Origin of the sequence: Pseudomonas sp. BF-B-30 (assembly GCF_019956305.1) — a bacterium.
Taxonomy (GTDB): Bacteria; Pseudomonadota; Gammaproteobacteria; order Pseudomonadales; family Pseudomonadaceae; genus Aquipseudomonas; species Aquipseudomonas jessenii.
On record NZ_JAHBDG010000014.1, the window covers coordinates 53846 to 72461 of the forward strand.

The 18616-nt window shown below is 60.4% G+C and carries 16 protein-coding genes; 9 read left to right on the top strand and 7 right to left on the bottom strand.

Annotated elements, in window-relative coordinates:
* Nucleotides 1-154 precede the first annotated feature (154 nt).
* The 3 genes from leuA to xseA all read right to left on the bottom strand — a co-directional run bounded on the left by leuA (nt 155) and on the right by xseA (nt 4491).
* The gene (leuA, locus tag KGB29_RS09875; protein ID WP_057716291.1) at nt 155-1834 is read right to left on the bottom strand and encodes a 2-isopropylmalate synthase; all 1680 of its coding nucleotides are present in this window, start codon (nt 1832-1834) and stop codon (nt 155-157) included.
* 452 nt (nt 1835-2286) lie between these two features.
* Nucleotides 2287-3108, bottom strand: a complete 822-nt coding sequence (locus KGB29_RS09880) for a peptidoglycan DD-metalloendopeptidase family protein (RefSeq protein WP_102670186.1) — start codon at nt 3106-3108, stop codon at nt 2287-2289.
* A 3-nt stretch (nt 3109-3111) separates the two neighbouring features.
* Nucleotides 3112-4491 carry an exodeoxyribonuclease VII large subunit gene (xseA, locus tag KGB29_RS09885; protein ID WP_150813628.1) on the bottom strand — a complete coding sequence of 460 codons (1380 nt, stop codon included), beginning with the start codon at nt 4489-4491 and terminating at the stop codon, nt 3112-3114.
* Between the two features lie 191 nt (nt 4492-4682).
* Here xseA and KGB29_RS09890 point away from each other — a divergent pair, with 191 nt between their 5' ends.
* On the top strand, nt 4683-5444 hold the full coding sequence (locus KGB29_RS09890) for a sulfite exporter TauE/SafE family protein (protein WP_150813629.1): 762 nt from the start codon (nt 4683-4685) through the stop codon (nt 5442-5444).
* A gap of 140 nt (nt 5445-5584) precedes the next feature.
* Here KGB29_RS09890 and KGB29_RS09895 read toward each other — a convergent pair whose 3' ends face one another.
* Genes KGB29_RS09895 through KGB29_RS09905 form a run of 3 tightly spaced genes read right to left on the bottom strand, consistent with a single transcriptional unit; the run spans nt 5585 to nt 7980 of the window.
* Nucleotides 5585-5992 carry a DNA polymerase III subunit chi gene (locus tag KGB29_RS09895; protein ID WP_150813630.1) on the bottom strand — a complete coding sequence of 136 codons (408 nt, stop codon included), beginning with the start codon at nt 5990-5992 and terminating at the stop codon, nt 5585-5587.
* A gap of 8 nt (nt 5993-6000) precedes the next feature.
* On the bottom strand, nt 6001-6429 hold the full coding sequence (locus KGB29_RS09900) for a DNA polymerase III subunit chi (RefSeq protein WP_150813631.1): 429 nt from the start codon (nt 6427-6429) through the stop codon (nt 6001-6003).
* A 60-nt stretch (nt 6430-6489) separates the two neighbouring features.
* Nucleotides 6490-7980 carry a leucyl aminopeptidase gene (locus KGB29_RS09905; protein ID WP_090457748.1) on the bottom strand — a complete coding sequence of 497 codons (1491 nt, stop codon included), beginning with the start codon at nt 7978-7980 and terminating at the stop codon, nt 6490-6492.
* Between the two features lie 394 nt (nt 7981-8374).
* Here KGB29_RS09905 and lptF point away from each other — a divergent pair, with 394 nt between their 5' ends.
* The 8 genes from lptF (at nt 8375) to pdxJ (ending at nt 16795) form a co-directional block, all read left to right on the top strand.
* Nucleotides 8375-9493, top strand: a complete 1119-nt coding sequence (lptF, locus tag KGB29_RS09910) for an LPS export ABC transporter permease LptF (protein ID WP_150813632.1) — start codon at nt 8375-8377, stop codon at nt 9491-9493.
* Nucleotides 9486-10547 (top strand): LPS export ABC transporter permease LptG, encoded by a 1062-nt coding sequence (gene lptG, locus KGB29_RS09915; RefSeq protein WP_057716284.1) that lies wholly within the window; start codon nt 9486-9488, stop codon nt 10545-10547. Before lptF ends, lptG begins: the two co-directional genes overlap by 8 nt.
* Before the next feature lie 171 nt (nt 10548-10718).
* Entirely contained in the window at nt 10719-12518 is a 1800-nt protein-coding gene (gene lepA / locus KGB29_RS09920; protein WP_008053223.1) for a translation elongation factor 4, read from the top strand.
* Between the two features lie 5 nt (nt 12519-12523).
* Entirely contained in the window at nt 12524-13378 is an 855-nt protein-coding gene (gene lepB, locus KGB29_RS09925; RefSeq protein ID WP_057716283.1) for a signal peptidase I, read from the top strand.
* A gap of 184 nt (nt 13379-13562) precedes the next feature.
* Nucleotides 13563-14252 (top strand): ribonuclease III, encoded by a 690-nt coding sequence (gene rnc / locus KGB29_RS09930; RefSeq protein WP_008053221.1) that lies wholly within the window; start codon nt 13563-13565, stop codon nt 14250-14252.
* On the top strand, nt 14245-15147 hold the full coding sequence (era, locus tag KGB29_RS09935) for a GTPase Era (RefSeq protein ID WP_007973959.1): 903 nt from the start codon (nt 14245-14247) through the stop codon (nt 15145-15147). Before rnc ends, era begins: the two co-directional genes overlap by 8 nt.
* A 162-nt stretch (nt 15148-15309) precedes the next feature.
* Complete coding sequence (recO, locus tag KGB29_RS09940; protein ID WP_150813633.1) at nt 15310-15999, top strand: DNA repair protein RecO; 690 nt, start codon at nt 15310-15312, stop codon at nt 15997-15999.
* 49 nt (nt 16000-16048) lie between these two features.
* On the top strand, nt 16049-16795 hold the full coding sequence (gene pdxJ, locus KGB29_RS09945; RefSeq protein WP_008053219.1) for a pyridoxine 5'-phosphate synthase: 747 nt from the start codon (nt 16049-16051) through the stop codon (nt 16793-16795).
* Nucleotides 16796-16921: 126 nt separating this feature from the next.
* On the opposite strand, the gene mltF is transcribed toward pdxJ, so the two are convergent.
* A complete protein-coding gene (gene mltF, locus KGB29_RS09950; protein WP_079246808.1) occupies nt 16922-18382 on the bottom strand; it encodes a membrane-bound lytic murein transglycosylase MltF in 1461 nt (486 codons plus the stop codon).
* Nucleotides 18383-18616: the final 234 nt, after the last annotated feature.

Here is an 18616-nt window from a genome sequence, read left to right on the forward strand (position 1 = left end):
TCGCGAGCAAGCCCGCTCCCACATTTGGAATGCGGTCCCCTGTGGGAGCGGGCTTGCTCGCGAAGGGGCCGGGACGGGCACCACAAAAATCTGCAGGCAAACAAAAAGGCCCCGAGGTTCACACCCCGGGGCCTTTTGCTTTTCGGCTGACAGCTTACGCCGCTTTCGCTTCCGGCTGGCTCAGCGAACGGTTCAGTGCGCTGAACAGGGCCTTGAAGCTGGCGGTGGTGATGTTTTCGTCGATGCCGACGCCATGCACCGCGCGTTCGCCGTTCACACGCAGTTCAATGTAGGCCGCAGCCTTGGCATTGGTGCCAGCGCCGATGGCGTGCTCGTTGTAATCCATGATTTCCACCGGTACCGGCAAGCCGGCCACCAGGGCCTCCAGGGCGCCGTTGCCTTTGCCGCGCCAGTGCAGGTTAGTCTCGCCCTGGCCTTGGCTGGCCACTTCCACTTCGACGGCGCTGTGACCGTTTTCTTCCTGCAGGCGATGGCTGACCAGCGCGTACGGGGTGTTGGCCTGCAAGTACTCGCTGTGCAGCAATGCGTGGATCTGCTGGGCGGTCATTTCCAGGCCCAGGCGGTCGGTTTCACGCTGCACGACCTGGCTGAACTCGATCTGCATGCGACGCGGCAGGCTGATGCCGTATTCCTGTTCCAGCAGGTAGGCGATACCGCCCTTGCCCGACTGGCTGTTGACGCGGATGACCGCTTCGTAGCTGCGGCCGATGTCGGCCGGGTCGATCGGCAGGTACGGTACTTCCCACAGTGCGTCCGGTTTCTGCTGGGCAAAGCCCTTGCGGATCGCATCCTGGTGCGAGCCGGAGAACGCGGTATGCACCAGGTCGCCGACGTACGGGTGACGCGGGTGCACCTGGATCTGGTTGCACTCTTCGACGACTTTGCGTACGCCGTCGATGTCGGAGAAGTCCAGCTCAGGGTTCACGCCCTGGGTGTAGAGGTTCAACGCCACGGTCACGAGGTCGACGTTACCGGTACGCTCGCCGTTGCCGAACAGGCAGCCTTCGACACGGTCGGCGCCAGCCATCAGGCCCAGTTCGGTGGCGGCAACGCCGGTGCCACGGTCGTTGTGGGTGTGCAGGCTGATGATCACGCTGTCACGACGGTTGATGTGACGGCCAAACCATTCGATCTGGTCGGCATAGATATTCGGCGTCGCGCATTCCACCGTGGCCGGCAGGTTGAGAATCATCTTGTGCTCGGGCGTCGGGTTCCAGACTTCGATCACCGCGTCGCAGACTTCCTTGGCGAACTCCATTTCGGTGGCGCTGAAGGTTTCCGGCGAGTATTCGAAGGTCCACTCGGTATCCGGCTGCATGGCCGCGTATTTGACGAACAGCTTGGCGGCGTTCACGGCGATGGCCTTGACCCCGTCCTTGTCCTGGTTGAAGACAATGCGGCGGAAGGAAGGGGAGGTCGCGTTGTACAGGTGAACGATGGCTTTCTTCGCGCCGCGCAGGGATTCGAAGGTGCGCTCGATCAGGTCTTCACGGCCCTGGGTCAGCACCTGGATGGTGGTGTCGTCCGGGATGTGGTTGCCTTCGATCAGGGTGCGGACGAAGTCGAAGTCGGTTTGCGAGGCGGCCGGGAACGACGCTTCGATTTCCTTCACGCCGACCTGCACCAGGGTTTTCCAGAAACGCAGCTTCTTGACGGCGTCCATCGGTTCGATCAGCGACTGGTTGCCGTCGCGCAGGTCGGAGCTGCACCAGATCGGCGCGGCGGTGATGGTTTTCGACGGCCAGGTGCGGTCCGGAATGTCGATGGTCGGGAACGCGCGGTATTTCGAAGACGGGTCTTTGAGCATGCTCATCAGGAAATCCTTATTGTGTTGGCCGAAAAAAGGCGGCCTGCCGGTGGATCAAAAGTTCTTGGACTAACGCTTGGGACGAGGCACCACGATTCAGCCCGGCAGTCGTGCACTGACGAGGCACAGGCTGCGGTGTTGGCGGAGCTGAATGAGGGTGTGAGAGGTTTTCATGCCTTCAACCCTAACCTTGGGGGGGAAAGATGGCAAGCAGTCGAAAAAAATTGAGAGGAATACTCGTGGGCGGGTATTTATCGAGATTTTATTGCTGTGATTGGCAGTGATTGTTTTGTTGTTTGCGCGAGGTTTGAGTGGTGCGCAATTGATGATGTGACACTTCCGGACTGCTTTCGGTGTCTGTGATATTGCCATCGCGAGCAAGCTCGCTCCCACAGGTACAGCGCAAACCCTGTGGGAGCGAGCTTGCTCGCGATGAGGCCATCAGCTTCAACAAAAAGCTAGGGCTGAAACGCACCAATGAAGATAGCCGGATCGACCCGCGCATCGTTCAGGCTGATGTTCCAGTGCATGTGCGGTCCGGTCGCGCGGCCGGTCGCACCGACTTTGCCGACCACGTCACCACGGGCCAGTGGCTGCCCCACCTTCACGTCGATTTTCGACATGTGGCAGAACATGCTGATAAACCCCTGGCCATGGTCGACGAACACCGTGTTGCCATTGAAGAAATAGTTACCGATCAGGATCACCTTGCCGGCGGCCGGGGTCTTGATTGGCGTACCGCCGGGTACGGCGAAGTCCAGGCCTGAGTGGGGGTTGCGTTCTTCACCGTTGAAAAAGCGCCGCACGCCGAACTTGCTCGACAGCGGCCCGTTCACTGGTTTGTCCAGCAGCAGGTTGCTCGGGGTGTTGGGGCTGAACGTGCGGTAGGCAGTAATCTGCTCAGCCAGTTCACGCTCGATGCGCTTGAGATTTTCCGGGTCCGGATTGACCTGTTGGGTGTTCTTCAGGGTGATGCGCTGTTCCGGGTATTTCTTGTTGCCAACCGTAAAATTCAGATTACGGCCGCCGCTGCTGACCGATTGAACCCCCGGCTTGACCGTCAGCGGCAGGCCGACAATGGCCAGCCAGTTGTTCTGTTCCTTCACTACCAGCACCGGTTTGCCTTGATAAGTGGCTTTTGGCGCCTGGGCGGACGTGCCAAGGTCCACCACCGCAACGCCTCCCGGCACCGGTTTGTTCAACTGGCGAGTAATGTAGCTGTCGGCATGGGCGTTGAAGGTCAGGAGCAGCAACAGCAACGGAGCAAAGAAACGCGGCATGGATCAATCCAGTAAAGAAAGGGTGACGGGCGTCAGGTGATTGTCTTCGACCCGTACTTGCAGTTCGCCTTCGCCCAGTTTGGCCTTCAGGCGCTGGCCGGTATGGGTTTGTGCGGCGCTGCGGATGGCGTTGCCACGCTCGTCCAGCAAGATGCTGTAACCACGGCCGAGGGTCGCCAGCGGGCTGACCACATGCAGTGTCTGCATCTGGCTGTGCAACTGCAGGCGACGGTTTTTCAGCCCTTCGCGGATCGCGCGCGGCAGGCGTTCGGCCAGGCTGTCGAGGCGCTGGCGAAGCATTGCCAGTTGCCGGCCCGGATGTTGTGCAGCCAGACGGGTTTCCAGGCGGATCAAGCGTTCGCGGCGGGTGTTGAGGCTGCGCTCGAACGCGCGGCGCATGCGCATGTCCAGGTCATCCAGGCGTTGCGCTTGCTGGCGCAGGCGCTCGCCGGGATGGCGCAGACGTCGGGAAACACCTTCCAGGCGCAGGCGGTCGCGCATCAAGCGGTCACGCATGCGCATCACCAGCCGTCGGTGCAGGCTTTCGACCCGACGCATCAGGTCGCTGGAGTCCGGTGCCAGCAATTCGGCGGCAGCGGAAGGGGTGGGCGCGCGTACGTCGGCCACGAAGTCGCTGATCGACACGTCGGTTTCATGGCCGACCGCGCTGACAATCGGCGTCACGCAAGCGTCTACGGCGCGGGCCACGGCTTCTTCGTTGAAGCACCAGAGATCTTCCAGCGAGCCACCGCCCCGGGCCAGGATCAGCGCGTCGAAACCGCGGGCATCGGCCAGTTTCAGGGCGCGGACAATCTGCGCTGTGGCTTCGCGGCCCTGTACGGCGGTAGGGATCAGGGTCAATTGCACCTGCGGTGCACGACGGCGGAACACGCTGATGATGTCGCGGATCACCGCCCCAGTGGGCGAACTGATGATGCCGATGCGTTGCGGATGCGCCGGCAACGGCACCTTGCGCTCGGCACTGAACAGGCCTTCGGCGCTGAGCTTTTCCTTGAGTGCATCGAACGCCAGGCGCAAGGCGCCATCGCCAGCCGGCTCCACGGTGTCGAGGATCAGCTGATAATCACCGCGTCCCTCGAACAGCGAGACCTTGCCACGCACCTTGACCGCCAGGCCGTCTTTCAAGGCCTGGCGAACCCGTGCCGCGTTCTGCCGGAACAACGCGCAACGCACTTGGGCGCCGCTGTCCTTGAGGGTGAAATACACGTGGCCGGAAGCCGGGCGGGCGAGGTTGGAGATTTCGCCTTCGACCCAGATGTTGCTGAACACGTCTTCAAGCAACACCCGCGCGCGGCCGTTGAGCTGGCTGACGGTCAGGACTTCGCGGTCCAGGCCGAGTCTTGCAAAGGGATCTTTAATCATGGGGCGCAGTTTAAAGGCATTCGATGAATAATCTCCATGACTCGGCATAAATCCCTTGTGGGAGCGGGCTTGCTCGCGAAGGCGGTGTGTCAGCCAGGTCAATGCCGAATGGAAGGTCGCTTTCGCGAGCAAGCCCGCTCCCACAGGAGGTAAAGTCGTAGGGAGCATTCAAGGATGACAGGAGATTTACAGTGCTTGAGTTGTTGAACCAATGGCCCTTTGGCCCGCTGGACTGGCTGGTAATCGGTGCGGGCATCGCCCTGGCCTACATCGTGTTCGGCATCGCCGGTTTCGGCACCGCGCTGGTGGCGGGGCCGATTCTGATTCTGTTCATGCCACTGTCGAAGATTGTGCCGTTGCTGGTGCTGCTCGATTTTGTCGCGGCATTCGGCAATCTGCTGCCGTCACGGCGAGATGTGGCGAGGCCGGAGCTGTTGCGGTTGCTGCCGTGCATGGCGGTGGGCTGCACCCTCGGCGTGATATTCCTGCTGAACCTGAAATCCGACCTGTTGTTGCTGCTGATGGGGCTGTTTATCAGCGCCTATGCAATTTACAGCCTGTGGATAAAGGTCCGTCCGGCGCAGTTGTCCGCCGCGTGGGCGCTGCCGATGGGGACGGTGGGCGGAATGTTTGGCGCGTTGTTTGGCAGCGGCGGTTTTCTCTATGCGATCTATTTGAACAGCCGGTTGCCCAAGGAGGCGGCCCGGGCCACCCAGAGTGCGCTGATCAGTTGCAGTACGGTGGTGCGTTTGAGCCTGTTTGCAATCGCCGGTGTGTATGCCGATTTGCCGTTGCTGGTGTTGGCGGTTTGTCTGTTGCCGGCGATGGTGCTGGGGCTGTGGTTCGGTCGACGGCTGACCATGCGCTTGTCCCGCGAGGCGTTTGTGCGCCTGGTGACGTGGCTGGTGCTGGCCAGCGGGATCGCGTTGATCGGACGCTATCTCAGTACCTGAAGATTCAACTTGTGGCGAGACGCTTTGTGTGGGAGCGAGCTTGCTCGCGATGGGGTCAGCAAATTCAGCATTGATGTGCCAGACAGATCGTCATCGCGAGCAAGCTCGCTCCCACAGAAGAGCCCCCCACTGCAAGCTGTTCAGTCGTTGTACTGGCTCAACAAGCGTTCCAGTCGCGCACTGAGGCGGCGTTTGATTTCGGTCTCGATGTGCGGGGCGAAATCGTCGATCACGTCTTGCATGATCAATTGCGCGGCGGCGCGCAATTCGCTGTCCAGGTGCAGCAAGTCATCCGGGTTCTTGCTGGGGGCGGGCGCCGACGTCGCCGCGGTGACGGGTTCAACGATCGGGGCAGGCGTTGTCGGTACGACGGGTGGCGAAGGTTCGCCCACGGCGTCGAACAACATGGGAATCTGTTCCTGATCACCTTCCTCGACCGTGTCGGTCAGCAGAGGCGGTTGCAGGTTGTCATCGCCGAGCAATTGGCGGATCGACTCGAGGTCGTCCAGCAGGTGCGCGGACTGTTGCAGCGGTTTTGGAGTGTCCATTGGAAGGCTCAGAGTCGCTGTAAACGGTGATCTTGCAGAGGATAGCCCTGTTCGCGGTAGAAACGGAAACTCTCCCGCGCGGCCGCTCTGATCGTCGGATCTTCCACCACCACTTCCGCCACCCGGGCGAACCTGTTGGCGAAGGCCGGGACTTTCAGGTCGAGATTGACCAGCAAATCCTGATGTTGACCGCAGTCATCGCCCAACCCCAGGACAATCAAACCCTCAGGTTCGCTGTCGGCAGGGCCGTGGGGCACGAAGCTTTCGCCCTTGAACGCCCACAGCCGCGCATCGAGTTCGTCACGCTGGGCCGCGTCGCTGCAATGCAGGTAGATGCGGTGGCCCATGCGCCAGGCTTTCTCGGTGAGCTTGCAGGCAAAGTCCAGGCGTGCCGAAGGATCGGCGCTGGGCAGGATATAGAAGTCGACTTTGGTCATTGCGGTTCCAGAGCGGCAAGCGGCGCCACCGAAAAGTGACGCCGCCGCCCATCAACGGTTTCAGGCTTTGGCGCGGTCCAGCAGGTATTGGGTCAGCAGGGGAACCGGACGGCCAGTGGCGCCCTTGTCCTTGCCGCCGCTGGTCCAGGCCGTGCCGGCGATGTCCAGGTGCGCCCAGTTCAGGTTCTTGGTGAAGCGCGACAGGAAGCAGGCCGCAGTGATGGTGCCGGCTTTCGGGCCGCCAATGTTGGCGATGTCGGCGAACGGGCTGTCCAGCTGTTCCTGGTACTCATCGAACAGCGGCAGTTGCCAGGCGCGGTCGTCGGCAGCCTTGCCGGCGCTCAGCAGTTGGCCGATCAGTTCGTCATTGTTGCCCAGCAGGCCCGAGGTGTGGGAACCCAGGGCAACCACGCAGGCGCCGGTCAGGGTCGCGATGTCGATGACCGCTTGCGGCTTGAAGCGCTCGGAGTAGGTCAGGGCGTCGCACAGCACCAGACGGCCTTCGGCGTCGGTGTTGAGGATTTCCACGGTCTGGCCGCTCATGGTGGTGACGATGTCGCCCGGGCGCGAAGCGTTGCCGCTCGGCATGTTTTCGGCGCAGGCCAGGATGCACACCAGGTTGATCGGCAGCTTCAGTTCGAGCACGGCACGCAGGGTACCGAACACGCTGGCGGCGCCGCCCATGTCGTACTTCATTTCATCCATGCCGGCACCCGGCTTGAGGCTGATGCCGCCGGTGTCGAAGGTGATGCCTTTGCCGACCAGCGCGTACGGCTTCTCGGATTTCTTGCCACCGTTGTATTGCATGACGATCAGGCGCGGAGGCTGGGCGCTGCCCTGGCCGACGGCGTAGAACGAGCCCATGCCCAGAGCCTTGATCTTCTTCTCGTCGAGGACTTCGACTTTCAGGTCCTTGAATTCTTTGCCCAGGTCTTTGGCCTGCTCACCGAGGAAGGTCGGGTGACAGATGTTCGGCGGCAGGTTACCCAGGTTGCGGGTGAAGGCCATGCCGTTGGCGATGGCGGTGGCGTGGGTCACGGCGCGTTGCACTTCAGCCTGGGCGGCCTTGATGGTCAGCAGGGTGATTTTCTTCAGCGCGCGGGGTTCGGCTTTCTGGCTCTTGAACTGGTCGAAGCTGTACTCGCCGTCCACCAGGGTTTCGGCCAGCAGGCGGGTCTTGCCATAACTGTCGCGGCCTTTGACGACCACTTCATCCAGGGCCAGCACTGCATCGCTGCCGCCCAGGCTTTTGAGGGTATTGAGGATGCCGGCGATGATCTTGCGGAACGGGCGGTCACCCAGTTCGTCGTCCTTGCCAACGCCAACCAGCAGCACACGCTCGGCCTTGAGGTTCGGCAGGCTGTGCAGCAGCAGGCTCTGGCCGACCTTGCCGGCCAGGTCGCCGCGCTTGAGCACAGTGCTGATTGCGCCGCCGCTCAGTTCGTCGAGTTGTCTGGCAACACCGCCGAGCTTGCGGCCTTCGCCGACGGAGACCACGAGAGTGGCGGTCTTCAACGTTTCGGGGTTGACGCTTTTTACAACCAGTTCCATGTCCGGGTCCCTGAATTGATGGTTATCACGCATGCGCTCGACACCTTATGTGCGTCGATTGCTTATAAACAGAAAGGCGCCAGGATCGACCGGCGACAAAGGCCGCAGTTTGAACCTCGCCAGCGGCGGCTGACAACCCTCGGCCGCACGAATGTAGGAGCGAGCCTGCTCGCGAAGACCCCAAGAGTGACGCAGGGTGTCAGGCTCCCCGCGTTATCGTTGACGACCATCGCGAGCAGGCTCGCTCCTACAAGGGGGGGGATGCATTGCGCAGTGACAGGCGCACCCAATCACAGGATAATGCGCCATCTTTTTTCGGCGGCTTTGCCTTGCGGGCTGTCCGATACGTTTGCTTGTTTGGCCGCCTTAGCCTGACAACCCTGGAGTGTCTGGTTTGATCGTCTTCCGTTATCTATCCCGCGAAGTTCTGTTGACCTTGAGCGCCGTCAGTGCCGTGCTGCTGGTCATCATCATGAGCGGTCGCTTCATCAAATACCTCGCCCAGGCGGCTTCGGGCCTACTGGATCCGGGGTCGTTGTTCCTGATCATGGGCTATCGCCTGCCGGGCTTCCTCCAGCTGATCCTGCCGCTGGGGCTGTTTCTCGGGATCCTGTTGTCCTACGGGCGCCTGTACCTCGAAAGCGAAATGACCGTGCTCTCGGCCACGGGCATGAGCCAGCAGCGGCTGTTTTGCATGACGCTGTTCCCGGCCACCCTGGTTGCGCTCGTCGTTGCGTGGCTGAGCCTGAGCCTGGCGCCACAGGGGGCCAATCAGTTTCAGTTGCTGCTGAACAAGCAGGATGCCCTGACCGAATTCGATACCCTGGAGCCAGGGCGTTTCCAGGCTTTGCGCGACGGCACCCGGGTCACCTACACCGAGAGCATGTCCGATGACCGCGTCAATCTGGGTGGTGTGTTCATCTCGCAAAAAAACATCAGTTCCAATAACAAGGATCGCGGGATTTCTGTGCTGGTGGCGGAAAGGGGTCGCCAGGAAATTCGTCCGGACGGCAACCGCTACCTGATTCTTGATAACGGCTATCGCTATGACGGTAGTCCGGGGCAGGCCGACTACCGGGCGATCAAGTATGACGAGTACGGTGTGTTGCTGCCAAAGCCGGAAGTCAGTGACGAAGTCACCGACCGTGATGCAATGCCGACCCGTACATTGATCGGCAGTGACGACATTCGCATGCGCGCCGAGCTGCAATGGCGCATGTCTCTGCCGTTGCTGGTGTTCATCGTGACCTTGATGGCGGTGCCGCTGTCACGGGTCAACCCGCGTCAGGGCCGATTCCTCAAGTTACTGCCGGCGATTCTTCTTTATATGGCTTACCTGACCATTCTGATTGCCGCCCGCGGTGCCCTGGACAAGGGCAAGATCCCTGCGGTGTTTGGCTTGTGGTGGGTGCACGGGATTTTCCTGTCCATCGGCCTGGGCTTGCTCTACTGGGAACCCTTGCGCTTGAAGAGGGCGAGTCGCCGCAGCGCGCTGGAGGTGGCCCGTGGTTAAGCTTGATCGCTACATTGGTAGCAGTGTGTTCATGGCGATCCTGGCGGTGCTCGGGATCATTCTTGGTCTGGCGACACTGTTTGCCTTCATCGACGAGATGGGGGAAATCAGCGATACCTACACCCTGGTCGATGTGCTGAGTTACGTGTTGTTGACCGCTCCGCGCCGGATGTACGAAATGCTGCCGATGGCTGCGCTGATCGGCTGCCTGATCGGTCTGGGCAGCCTGGCCAGCAACAGTGAGCTGACCATCATGCGCGCCGCCGGCGTGTCGATCGGCCGGATCGTCTGGGCGGTCATGAAGCCGATGCTGGTATTGATGCTGGCCGGCGTGCTGGTCGGCGAGTACGTCGCTCCGCCCGCTGAAACCGCCGCGCAGGCCAATCGCTCGCTGGCCCAAGGCAGCGGTGATGCACAAAGCGCCAGGCACGGCTTGTGGCACCGCCAGGGCGATGAGTTCATTCACGTCAACTCGGTACAACCCAACGGCATCCTGTATGGCGTGACCCGTTATCGCTTCGACAAAGAGCGGCACATGCTGTCGGCGAGTTTCGCCAAGCGTGCCAACTTTGAAAACGATCACTGGCAGTTGTCGGATGTCACGACCACGCTGTTCCACGAGCGCAGCACCGAAGTGGTTTCGACCCCGCAAGAGCGCTGGGACGTTGCGTTGAGTCCGCAGTTGCTGAACACCGTGATCATGGTGCCCGAGTCGCTGTCGATCAGTGGCCTGTGGAGTTACATCCATTATCTGGCGGACCAGGGGCTGAACAATGGCCGCTACTGGCTGGCATTTTGGGTCAAGGTGTTGCAGCCGCTGGTGACTGCCGCTCTGGTGTTGATGGCGATTTCCTTCATCTTTGGTCCGCTGCGCTCGGTGACCCTGGGTCAACGGGTGTTCACCGGCGTGCTGGTGGGCTTCACCTTCCGCATCGTTCAGGATCTGCTGGGGCCTTCGAGCCAGGTGTTCGGCTTCCCGCCGTTGCTTTCGGTGCTGGTGCCGGCGGGTGTTTGTGCCGTGGCGGGGCTCTGGCTGTTGCGTCGAGCAGGCTGATGGCGGGCATTTTCCGACCGCTTTGACGTTAAAAAACGCCCTTGTCGCAAGACCGGGGCGTTTTTGTAGGCACCGTCTGACCTGCGAACGTGACGCTTGCGCCGTGGATCAGGTACAATTCCCGGCTATTTTTCGGCGGGCTATGCCTGCAGCCTTTTTGAGTGTTGATCCGTGAGTGATTTGAGTCATATCCGCAATTTCTCCATCATCGCCCACATTGACCATGGCAAGTCGACGCTGGCCGATCGCTTCATCCAGATGTGTGGCGGCCTCGCCGAGCGCGAAATGGAAGCCCAGGTCCTGGACTCCATGGACCTCGAGCGTGAACGCGGGATCACCATCAAGGCGCACAGCGTCACCTTGTATTACAAGGCTCGCGACGGTATCAACTACCAGCTGAACTTCATTGATACCCCCGGCCACGTTGACTTCACCTATGAGGTGAGCCGTTCGCTGGCTGCCTGTGAAGGCGCGCTGCTGGTGGTCGATGCCGGTCAAGGCGTTGAAGCGCAGTCGGTTGCCAACTGCTACACCGCGATCGAGCAGGGCCTGGAAGTGATGCCCGTGCTGAACAAGATCGACCTGCCACAGGCCGATCCGGACCGTGTTAAAGAAGAAATCGAAAAAATCATCGGCATCGATGCCACCGATGCGGTCGAGTGCTCGGCCAAGACCGGCCTGGGCGTCGACGAAGTGCTCGAGCGCCTGGTCGCCACCATTCCTGCACCGACCGGCAACTACGAAGATCCGCTGCAAGCGTTGATCATCGACTCCTGGTTCGACAACTACCTGGGTGTTGTTTCCCTGGTACGCGTGCGCCACGGTCGTGTGAAGAAGGGCGACAAGATCCTGGTCAAGTCCACCGGCAAGATCCACCTGGTAGACAGCGTCGGTGTATTCAACCCGAAGCACACCCCTACCGCTGACCTCAAGGCCGGTGAAGTGGGCTTCATCATCGCCAGCATCAAGGACATTCACGGTGCGCCAGTGGGCGACACCCTGACCTTGAGCTCGACGCCGGACGTTGATGTACTGCCAGGCTTCAAGCGTATTCAGCCGCAGGTTTACGCCGGTCTGTTCCCGGTCAGCTCCGACGACTTCGAAGATTTCCGCGAAGCGCTGCAAAAGCTAACCCTGAACGACTCGTCGCTGCAATACACGCCGGAAAGCTCTGACGCACTGGGCTTCGGCTTCCGTTGCGGCTTCCTCGGCATGCTGCACATGGAAATCATCCAGGAGCGCCTGGAGCGCGAGTACAACCTGGACCTGATCACCACGGCGCCGACGGTAATCTTCGAGCTGCTGCTCAAGACCGGCGAGACGATCTACGTCGATAACCCGTCGAAGCTCCCGGACCTGTCCTCGATCGAAGACATGCGTGAGCCGATCGTGCGGGCCAATATTCTTGTGCCGCAAGAGCACCTGGGCAACGTCATTACCCTGTGCATCGAAAAACGTGGTGTGCAGGTTGACATGCTGTTCCTCGGCTCCCAGGTACAAGTGACCTACGACCTGCCGATGAACGAAGTGGTGCTGGACTTCTTCGACCGTCTGAAATCCACCAGCCGCGGCTATGCTTCGCTGGACTACCATTTCGATCGTTATCAATCGGCTAGCCTGGTGAAACTGGACGTGCTGATCAACGGTGACAAGGTCGACGCCCTGGCGCTGATCGTGCACCGTGACAACTCGCACTACAAAGGTCGCCAGTTGACCGAGAAGATGAAAGAACTGATTCCGCGGCAGATGTTCGACGTGGCAATCCAGGCCGCCATTGGCGGGCAGATTGTGGCGCGGACAACCGTCAAGGCGCTCAGAAAGAACGTATTGGCCAAATGCTACGGTGGTGACGTCAGCCGTAAGAAGAAACTGCTGGAGAAGCAAAAGGCCGGTAAGAAACGCATGAAGCAGGTCGGCAACGTGGAGATTCCACAGGAAGCCTTCCTTGCAGTGCTCAGGTTGGATAGTTAGGTCCTATGTCGCTAAATTTCCCGCTGTTGCTGGTCATCGCCGTGTTCGTCTGCGGCCTGTTGGCGTTGCTCGATCTGTTGATCCTGGCCCCGCGTCGGCGTGCCGCCATCGCTTCCTATCAGGGCAGCGTCAGCCAGCCTGACATGGTCGTGGTCGAGAAGCTGAACAAAGAGCCGCTGCTGGTTGAATACGGCAAGTCGTTCTTCCCGGTGTTGTTCATCGTGCTGGTGCTGCGTTCGTTCCTGGTGGAACCGTTCCAGATTCCTTCCGGTTCGATGAAGCCAACCCTGGATGTCGGCGACTTCATCCTGGTGAGCAAGTTTTCCTACGGGATCCGCTTGCCGGTGATCGACAAGAAAGTCATCGAAGTCGGTGATCCGCAGCGCGGCGATGTGATGGTGTTCCGCTACCCGAGCGACCCGAATGTCAACTACATCAAGCGTGTGGTTGGTTTGCCGGGCGACACGGTTCGCTACACCGCCGACAAGCGCCTGTTCGTCAACGGTCAATCGATTGCCGAGCAACTGGTCGGCTCCGAGCCGGGCACGCTGGGCAGCGCTGAGCTCTACAAGGAAAAACTCGGTGTGGCCGAGCACATGATCCGCAAGGAAATGAGCCGCTACCGCGCAATGCCGGACCATTCGTGGACCGTGCCGGCCGGGCACTACTTCATGATGGGCGACAACCGCGACAACTCCAACGACAGTCGCTACTGGGATGATCCGAACATTCCCAAGGATCTGCTGGGCATGGTTCCCGACAAGAATATCGTCGGCAAGGCCTTTGCGGTCTGGATGAGCTGGCCGGAACCCAAACTCAGCCACCTGCCGAATTTCTCGCGGGTTGGCCTGATCAAGTAATCAGACACGGCGCTGTTGAACACAGCGCCGAATGCATTTCTGGAGCCGGCACAATGGGCGCCAGAGGCATGAAAACAATGATATTCAGGACGTTATTTTTGAACACAGCTTTAATTGTCCCAAGCCTGCGCCAACTTACGGCGATGGCGGTGGAATCCAGCCACGAACTCAGCGTGGGTAAACCGTGAGCGTCTCCTTAAGCCGTCTAGAGCGTCAGCTCGGCTACACCTTCAAGGATCAGGAACTGATGGTCCTGGCCCTGACTCACCGCAGCTTTGCCGGGCGTAACAACGAACGCCTGGAATTCCTCGGTGACGCCATTCTCAACTTCGTCGCCGGCGAGGCGTTGTTCGAGCGCTTCCCGCTGGCTCGCGAAGGCCAGTTGTCGCGTTTGCGCGCACGTCTGGTCAAAGGTGAGACCCTGGCCGTACTGGCCCGTGGTTTCGATCTGGGCGAATACCTGCGCCTGGGCTCGGGCGAGCTGAAAAGCGGCGGTTTTCGTCGCGAGTCGATTCTGGCCGATGCCCTCGAAGCGCTGATCGGTGCGATCTACCTCGATGCTGGCATGGAAATGGCCCGCGAGCGTGTGCTCGCCTGGCTGGCCGGCGAGTTCGAAGGTCTGACGCTGGTCGACACCAACAAAGATCCAAAGACCCGCCTGCAAGAGTTCCTGCAGTCCCGTGGTTGTGAGCTGCCGCGTTACGAAGTGGTGGATATCCAGGGTGAGCCGCATTGCCGGACGTTCTTCGTCGAATGCGAAATCATCTTACTGAATGAAAAAAGCCGAGGTCAGGGTGTGAGTCGTCGTATTGCCGAACAGGTAGCGGCCGCCGCAGCACTGATTGCCCTGGGTGTGGAGAATGGCAATGACTGATACAAACGCAACTCGCTGTGGCTATGTTGCCATCGTCGGCCGTCCGAACGTGGGCAAGTCCACGTTGCTGAACCACATCCTGGGTCAGAAGCTGGCGATCACCTCGCGCAAACCGCAAACCACCCGTCACAACATGCTCGGTATCAAGACCGAGGGCGATGTGCAGGCGATCTACGTCGACACCCCTGGTATGCACAAGGGCGGCGAAAAGGCCCTGAACCGCTACATGAACAAGACCGCTTCGGCGGCGCTGAAAGACGTCGACGTGGTGATCTTCGTGGTCGACCGCACCAAGTGGACTGAAGAAGACCAGATGGTTCTCGAGCGCGTCCAGTACGTGACCGGCCCGCTGATCGTGGCGTTGAACAAGACCGACCGCATCGAAGACAAGGCCGAGCTGATGCCGCACCTGAGCTGGTTGCAGGAACAGCTGCCGAACGCGCAGATCATCCCGATTTCCGCGCAGCACGGGCACAACCTCGACGCGCTGGAGCGTGTGATTGCCGAGCACCTGCCGGAAAACGATCACTTCTTCCCGGAAGACCAGATCACCGACCGCAGCAGCCGTTTCCTCGCCGCCGAGCTGGTGCGCGAAAAAATCATGCGCCAGATGGGCGCCGAGCTGCCGTACCAGATCACCGTTGAAATCGAAGAGTTCAAGCAGCAGGGCAAGACCCTGCACATTCATGCCTTGATCCTCGTCGAGCGCGATGGCCAGAAAAAAATCATCATTGGCGACAAGGGCGAGCGCATCAAGCGCATCGGCACCGAGGCGCGCAAGGACATGGAGCTGCTGTTCGACTCCAAGATCATGCTCAACCTGTGGGTCAAGGTTAAGGGTGGCTGGTCCGATGACGAGCGTGCATTGCGTTCGTTGGGTTACGGCGACCTGTAAAACATCAAGCAGCACATAGATCTACTGTGGGAGCGGGCTTGCTCGCGAAGAGGATGTAACATTCAGCTTTGATGTTGACTGTTACACCGCTTTCGCGAGCAAGCCCGCTCCCACATTGGTTTTGGGTTGTTTGTAAAGTTGCGCTCTTTCATCGAGAAATTCATGTCGCAAAGTCCGCCTCCCGCCCAACCCGCCTATGTCCTGCACTCCCGCGCCTACCGTGAAAACAGCGCGCTGGTGGACTTCCTCACGCCGCAAGGTCGGCTGCGGGCGGTGTTGCGCAGTGCACGGGGCAAGGCCGGGACACTGGCGCGGCCGTTCGTGCCATTGGAAGTCGAGTTCCGGGGCAAGGGCGAGCTGAAGAATGTCGGGCGCATGGAGAGTGCTGGCATCTCCACCTGGCTCAATGGCGAGGCGCTGTTCAGCGGTCTTTACCTCAATGAATTGCTGATTCGCCTGTTGCCCGCCGAAGATCCTCATCCCGGCGTATTCGATCACTACGCTGCGACTTTGCTGGCGCTGGCTGAAGGTCGTGCTCTGGAGCCCTTGCTGCGCTCCTTCGAATGGCGCTTGCTCGATGACCTCGGCTACGGTTTTTCCCTGACGACTGATATTCATGATCAGCCCGTCGCGCCGGACGGCCTCTACCGTTTGCAAGTGGATGCCGGGCTGGAGCGTGTCTACCTGTTGCAACCGGGCCTGTTCAACGGCACCGAATTGCTGGCCATGGCTGAAGCCGACTGGTCTGCCCCCGGCGCTCTGTCTGCCGCCAAGCGCTTGATGCGCCAGGCGTTGGCCGTTCACCTGGGCGGGCGTCCACTTGTCAGTCGCGAGCTGTTTCGCAAGCCCTGATCACACCGTATGCTGTGCACCGAACTTTCTCTTCTTCTGGAGCGCTTCCGTGACCACCAGCACCCGTATTCTTCTTGGCGTGAACATCGACCACGTTGCCACCCTGCGTCAGGCCCGGGGCACCCGTTACCCGGACCCGGTCAAGGCTGCACTGGACGCGGAAGAGGCGGGCGCCGACGGCATCACCGTGCACCTGCGCGAAGACCGTCGGCACATTCAGGAGCGCGACGTTCTGCTGCTCAAGGACGTGCTGCAAACCCGCATGAACTTCGAAATGGGTGTCACCGAGGAAATGATGCAGTTCGCCGAGCGCATCCGCCCGGCGCACATTTGCCTGGTGCCGGAAACCCGTCAGGAACTGACCACCGAAGGTGGCCTGGATGTGGCGGGGCAGGAGGCGCGGATCAAGGCGGCGGTCGAGCGTCTGTCGAAGATCGGCTCCGAAGTGTCGCTGTTCATTGATGCCGATGAGCGCCAGATCGAAGCTTCCCGTCGTGTCGGCGCGCCAGCCATCGAGTTGCACACCGGGCGTTATGCCGATGCCGAGACACCGACCGAAGTCGCCGAAGAACTCAAGCGTGTAGCCGATGGCGTGGCCTTCGGTCTGGCCCAGGGCCTGATCGTCAATGCCGGTCATGGCCTGCACTATCACAACGTCGAAGCCGTGGCGGCGATCAAGGGCATCAACGAGTTGAACATCGGCCATGCGCTGGTGGCCCATGCGCTGTTCGTTGGCTTCAAGTCGGCTGTTTCGGAGATGAAGGCGCTGATACTGGCGGCTGCCGCAAAAGCCTAAGCCGAACACAAAAACCAATGTGGGAGCGGGCTTGCTCGCGAAAGCGGAGTATCAGCCAACAGAGATGTTGGATGATAAATTGCCTTCGCGAGCAAGCCCGCTCCCACATTTGATTGGTGGTGATTGTCAGAGCGGTGCAGGTTCCTGCGACGGCTTGCTCTTGTCGATCCCCGGAACAAGCAGTTTGCCCTCGGCGACCTGGTCGCCTTCAAGCTGCGGCTGCGTGACCCAGGTCAGGATGTCGTAGTAGCGACGGATGTTCGCCACGAAATGCACCGGTTCGCCGCCACGGGCGTAGCCGTAACGGGTTTTGCTGTACCACTTCTTTTCCGACAGGCGCGGCAGGATCTTCTTCACGTCCAGCCATTTGTCCGGGTTCAACCCTTCCTTGGCCGCCAGTTTGCGTGCGTCATCCAGGTGGCCGCTGCCGACGTTGTAGGCCGCCAGGGCAAACCAGGTCCGGTCCGGCTCCTGAATCGAGTCGTCGAGCTGGTCTTTCATGTAGGCCAGGTACTTGGCGCCGCCCATGATGCTCTGCCTGGGGTCCAGGCGGTTGGACACGCCCATGGCCTGCGCGGTGTTCTGGGTCAGCATCATCAGGCCGCGCACGCCGGTCTTGGACGTGACCGTCGGTTGCCACAACGACTCCTGGTACCCGATGGCCGCCAGCAGGCGCCAGTCGACTTTCTCCTTCTTGGCGTAGGCCTTGAAGTGCTGTTCGTACTTGGGCAGGCGTTGCTGCAAGTGTTGGGCAAACGTGGTGGCGCCCATGTAGCCGAGGACGTCGACATGCCCGTAGTAGCGGTCCTTGAGGCGTTGCAGGGTGCCGTTCTTCTTGACCTTGTCGAGGTAATCGTTGATTTCGTTGAGCAGGCTGTTGTCGTCGCCCGGGGCGACGGCCCAGCTCTGGTTGCTGGCGTCGCCGAGGTCGAAGGCGACCCGGATGTTGGTGAAGTACACCTGGTTCATCGCCACTTCGTTGGAGTCGACCAGGGTCAGGTCGATCTGACCTTCATCCACCATGCGCAGGAGATCGACGACCTCGACCGCGTCAGACTCTTCGTATTCGATGCCGGGAAACTTCTGTTTCAGCTGCGCCAGTTGTTCGGCGTGGGTGCTGCCCTTGAGCACCATGATCTTCTTGCCCACCAGATCCTTCGCATCGGTTGGCCGGGACTGGCCGTTGCGGTAGATGATCTGCGGGGTGACTTCCAGGTAGGAGTGGGAGAAGCGCACCTGCTTCTTGCGCTCTTCGCTGCTGACCAGACCGGCAGCCGCCAGCACCGGGCCATTGGGCTTGCCGACCTGGTTGAACAGGTCATCGAGGTTGTCGGCGGTCTCGATCTTGAGCTCGACCCCCAGATCGTCGGCGAAGCGCTTCACCAGCTCGTATTCGAAGCCGGTCTCACCGTTGCGATCCTGAAAGTAGGTGGCGGGGCTGTTTCGGGTAACCACCCGCAGCACACCATCCTCCTTTACGCGCTCGAGCGTGTTGGGTTTATCAACACAGCCACCGAGCATCAGGAAGAGTCCGGTTGCGATCAGCCATTTGGCGTACCGCGGACGCAAAGCCGTTGGGAAAAACATCTGCGCAGTATACGCAAAGGACCACGAGCGCCATATCTCGACAGTGAGGGGCTTGTCTGCTAGCGATCACAAAACCGGCCGAAACCCCGCAGGAATGGGCCTTGCCTGCATTTTGTTACAGTAAAAATAAGCTGTTGCTGCACGCCCGGTTAACCTGACTTTCGAGGCAGAAACACAGATCGACGCCCGAGTGCAACCGTGCGTAGCGTTTCGGGTGATGTCGCGGGCTGTTTA

Excerpts from the sequence above, each read along its gene's own strand:
- leuA (WP_057716291.1), bottom strand. The coding sequence starts at position 1,834 with ATGAGCATGCTCAAAGACCCGTCTTCGAAATACCGCGCGTTCCCGACC.
- KGB29_RS09880 (WP_102670186.1), bottom strand. The coding sequence starts at position 3,108 with ATGCCGCGTTTCTTTGCTCCGTTGCTGTTGCTGCTCCTGACCTTCAAC.
- xseA (WP_150813628.1), bottom strand. The coding sequence starts at position 4,491 with ATGATTAAAGATCCCTTTGCAAGACTCGGCCTGGACCGCGAAGTCCTG.
- KGB29_RS09895 (WP_150813630.1), bottom strand. The coding sequence starts at position 5,992 with ATGGACACTCCAAAACCGCTGCAACAGTCCGCGCACCTGCTGGACGAC.
- KGB29_RS09900 (WP_150813631.1), bottom strand. The coding sequence starts at position 6,429 with ATGACCAAAGTCGACTTCTATATCCTGCCCAGCGCCGATCCTTCGGCA.
- KGB29_RS09905 (WP_090457748.1), bottom strand. The coding sequence starts at position 7,980 with ATGGAACTGGTTGTAAAAAGCGTCAACCCCGAAACGTTGAAGACCGCC.
- lepB (WP_057716283.1), top strand. The coding sequence starts at position 12,524 with ATGTCGCTAAATTTCCCGCTGTTGCTGGTCATCGCCGTGTTCGTCTGC.
- era (WP_007973959.1), top strand. The coding sequence starts at position 14,245 with ATGACTGATACAAACGCAACTCGCTGTGGCTATGTTGCCATCGTCGGC.
- recO (WP_150813633.1), top strand. The coding sequence starts at position 15,310 with ATGTCGCAAAGTCCGCCTCCCGCCCAACCCGCCTATGTCCTGCACTCC.
- mltF (WP_079246808.1), bottom strand. The coding sequence starts at position 18,382 with ATGTTTTTCCCAACGGCTTTGCGTCCGCGGTACGCCAAATGGCTGATC.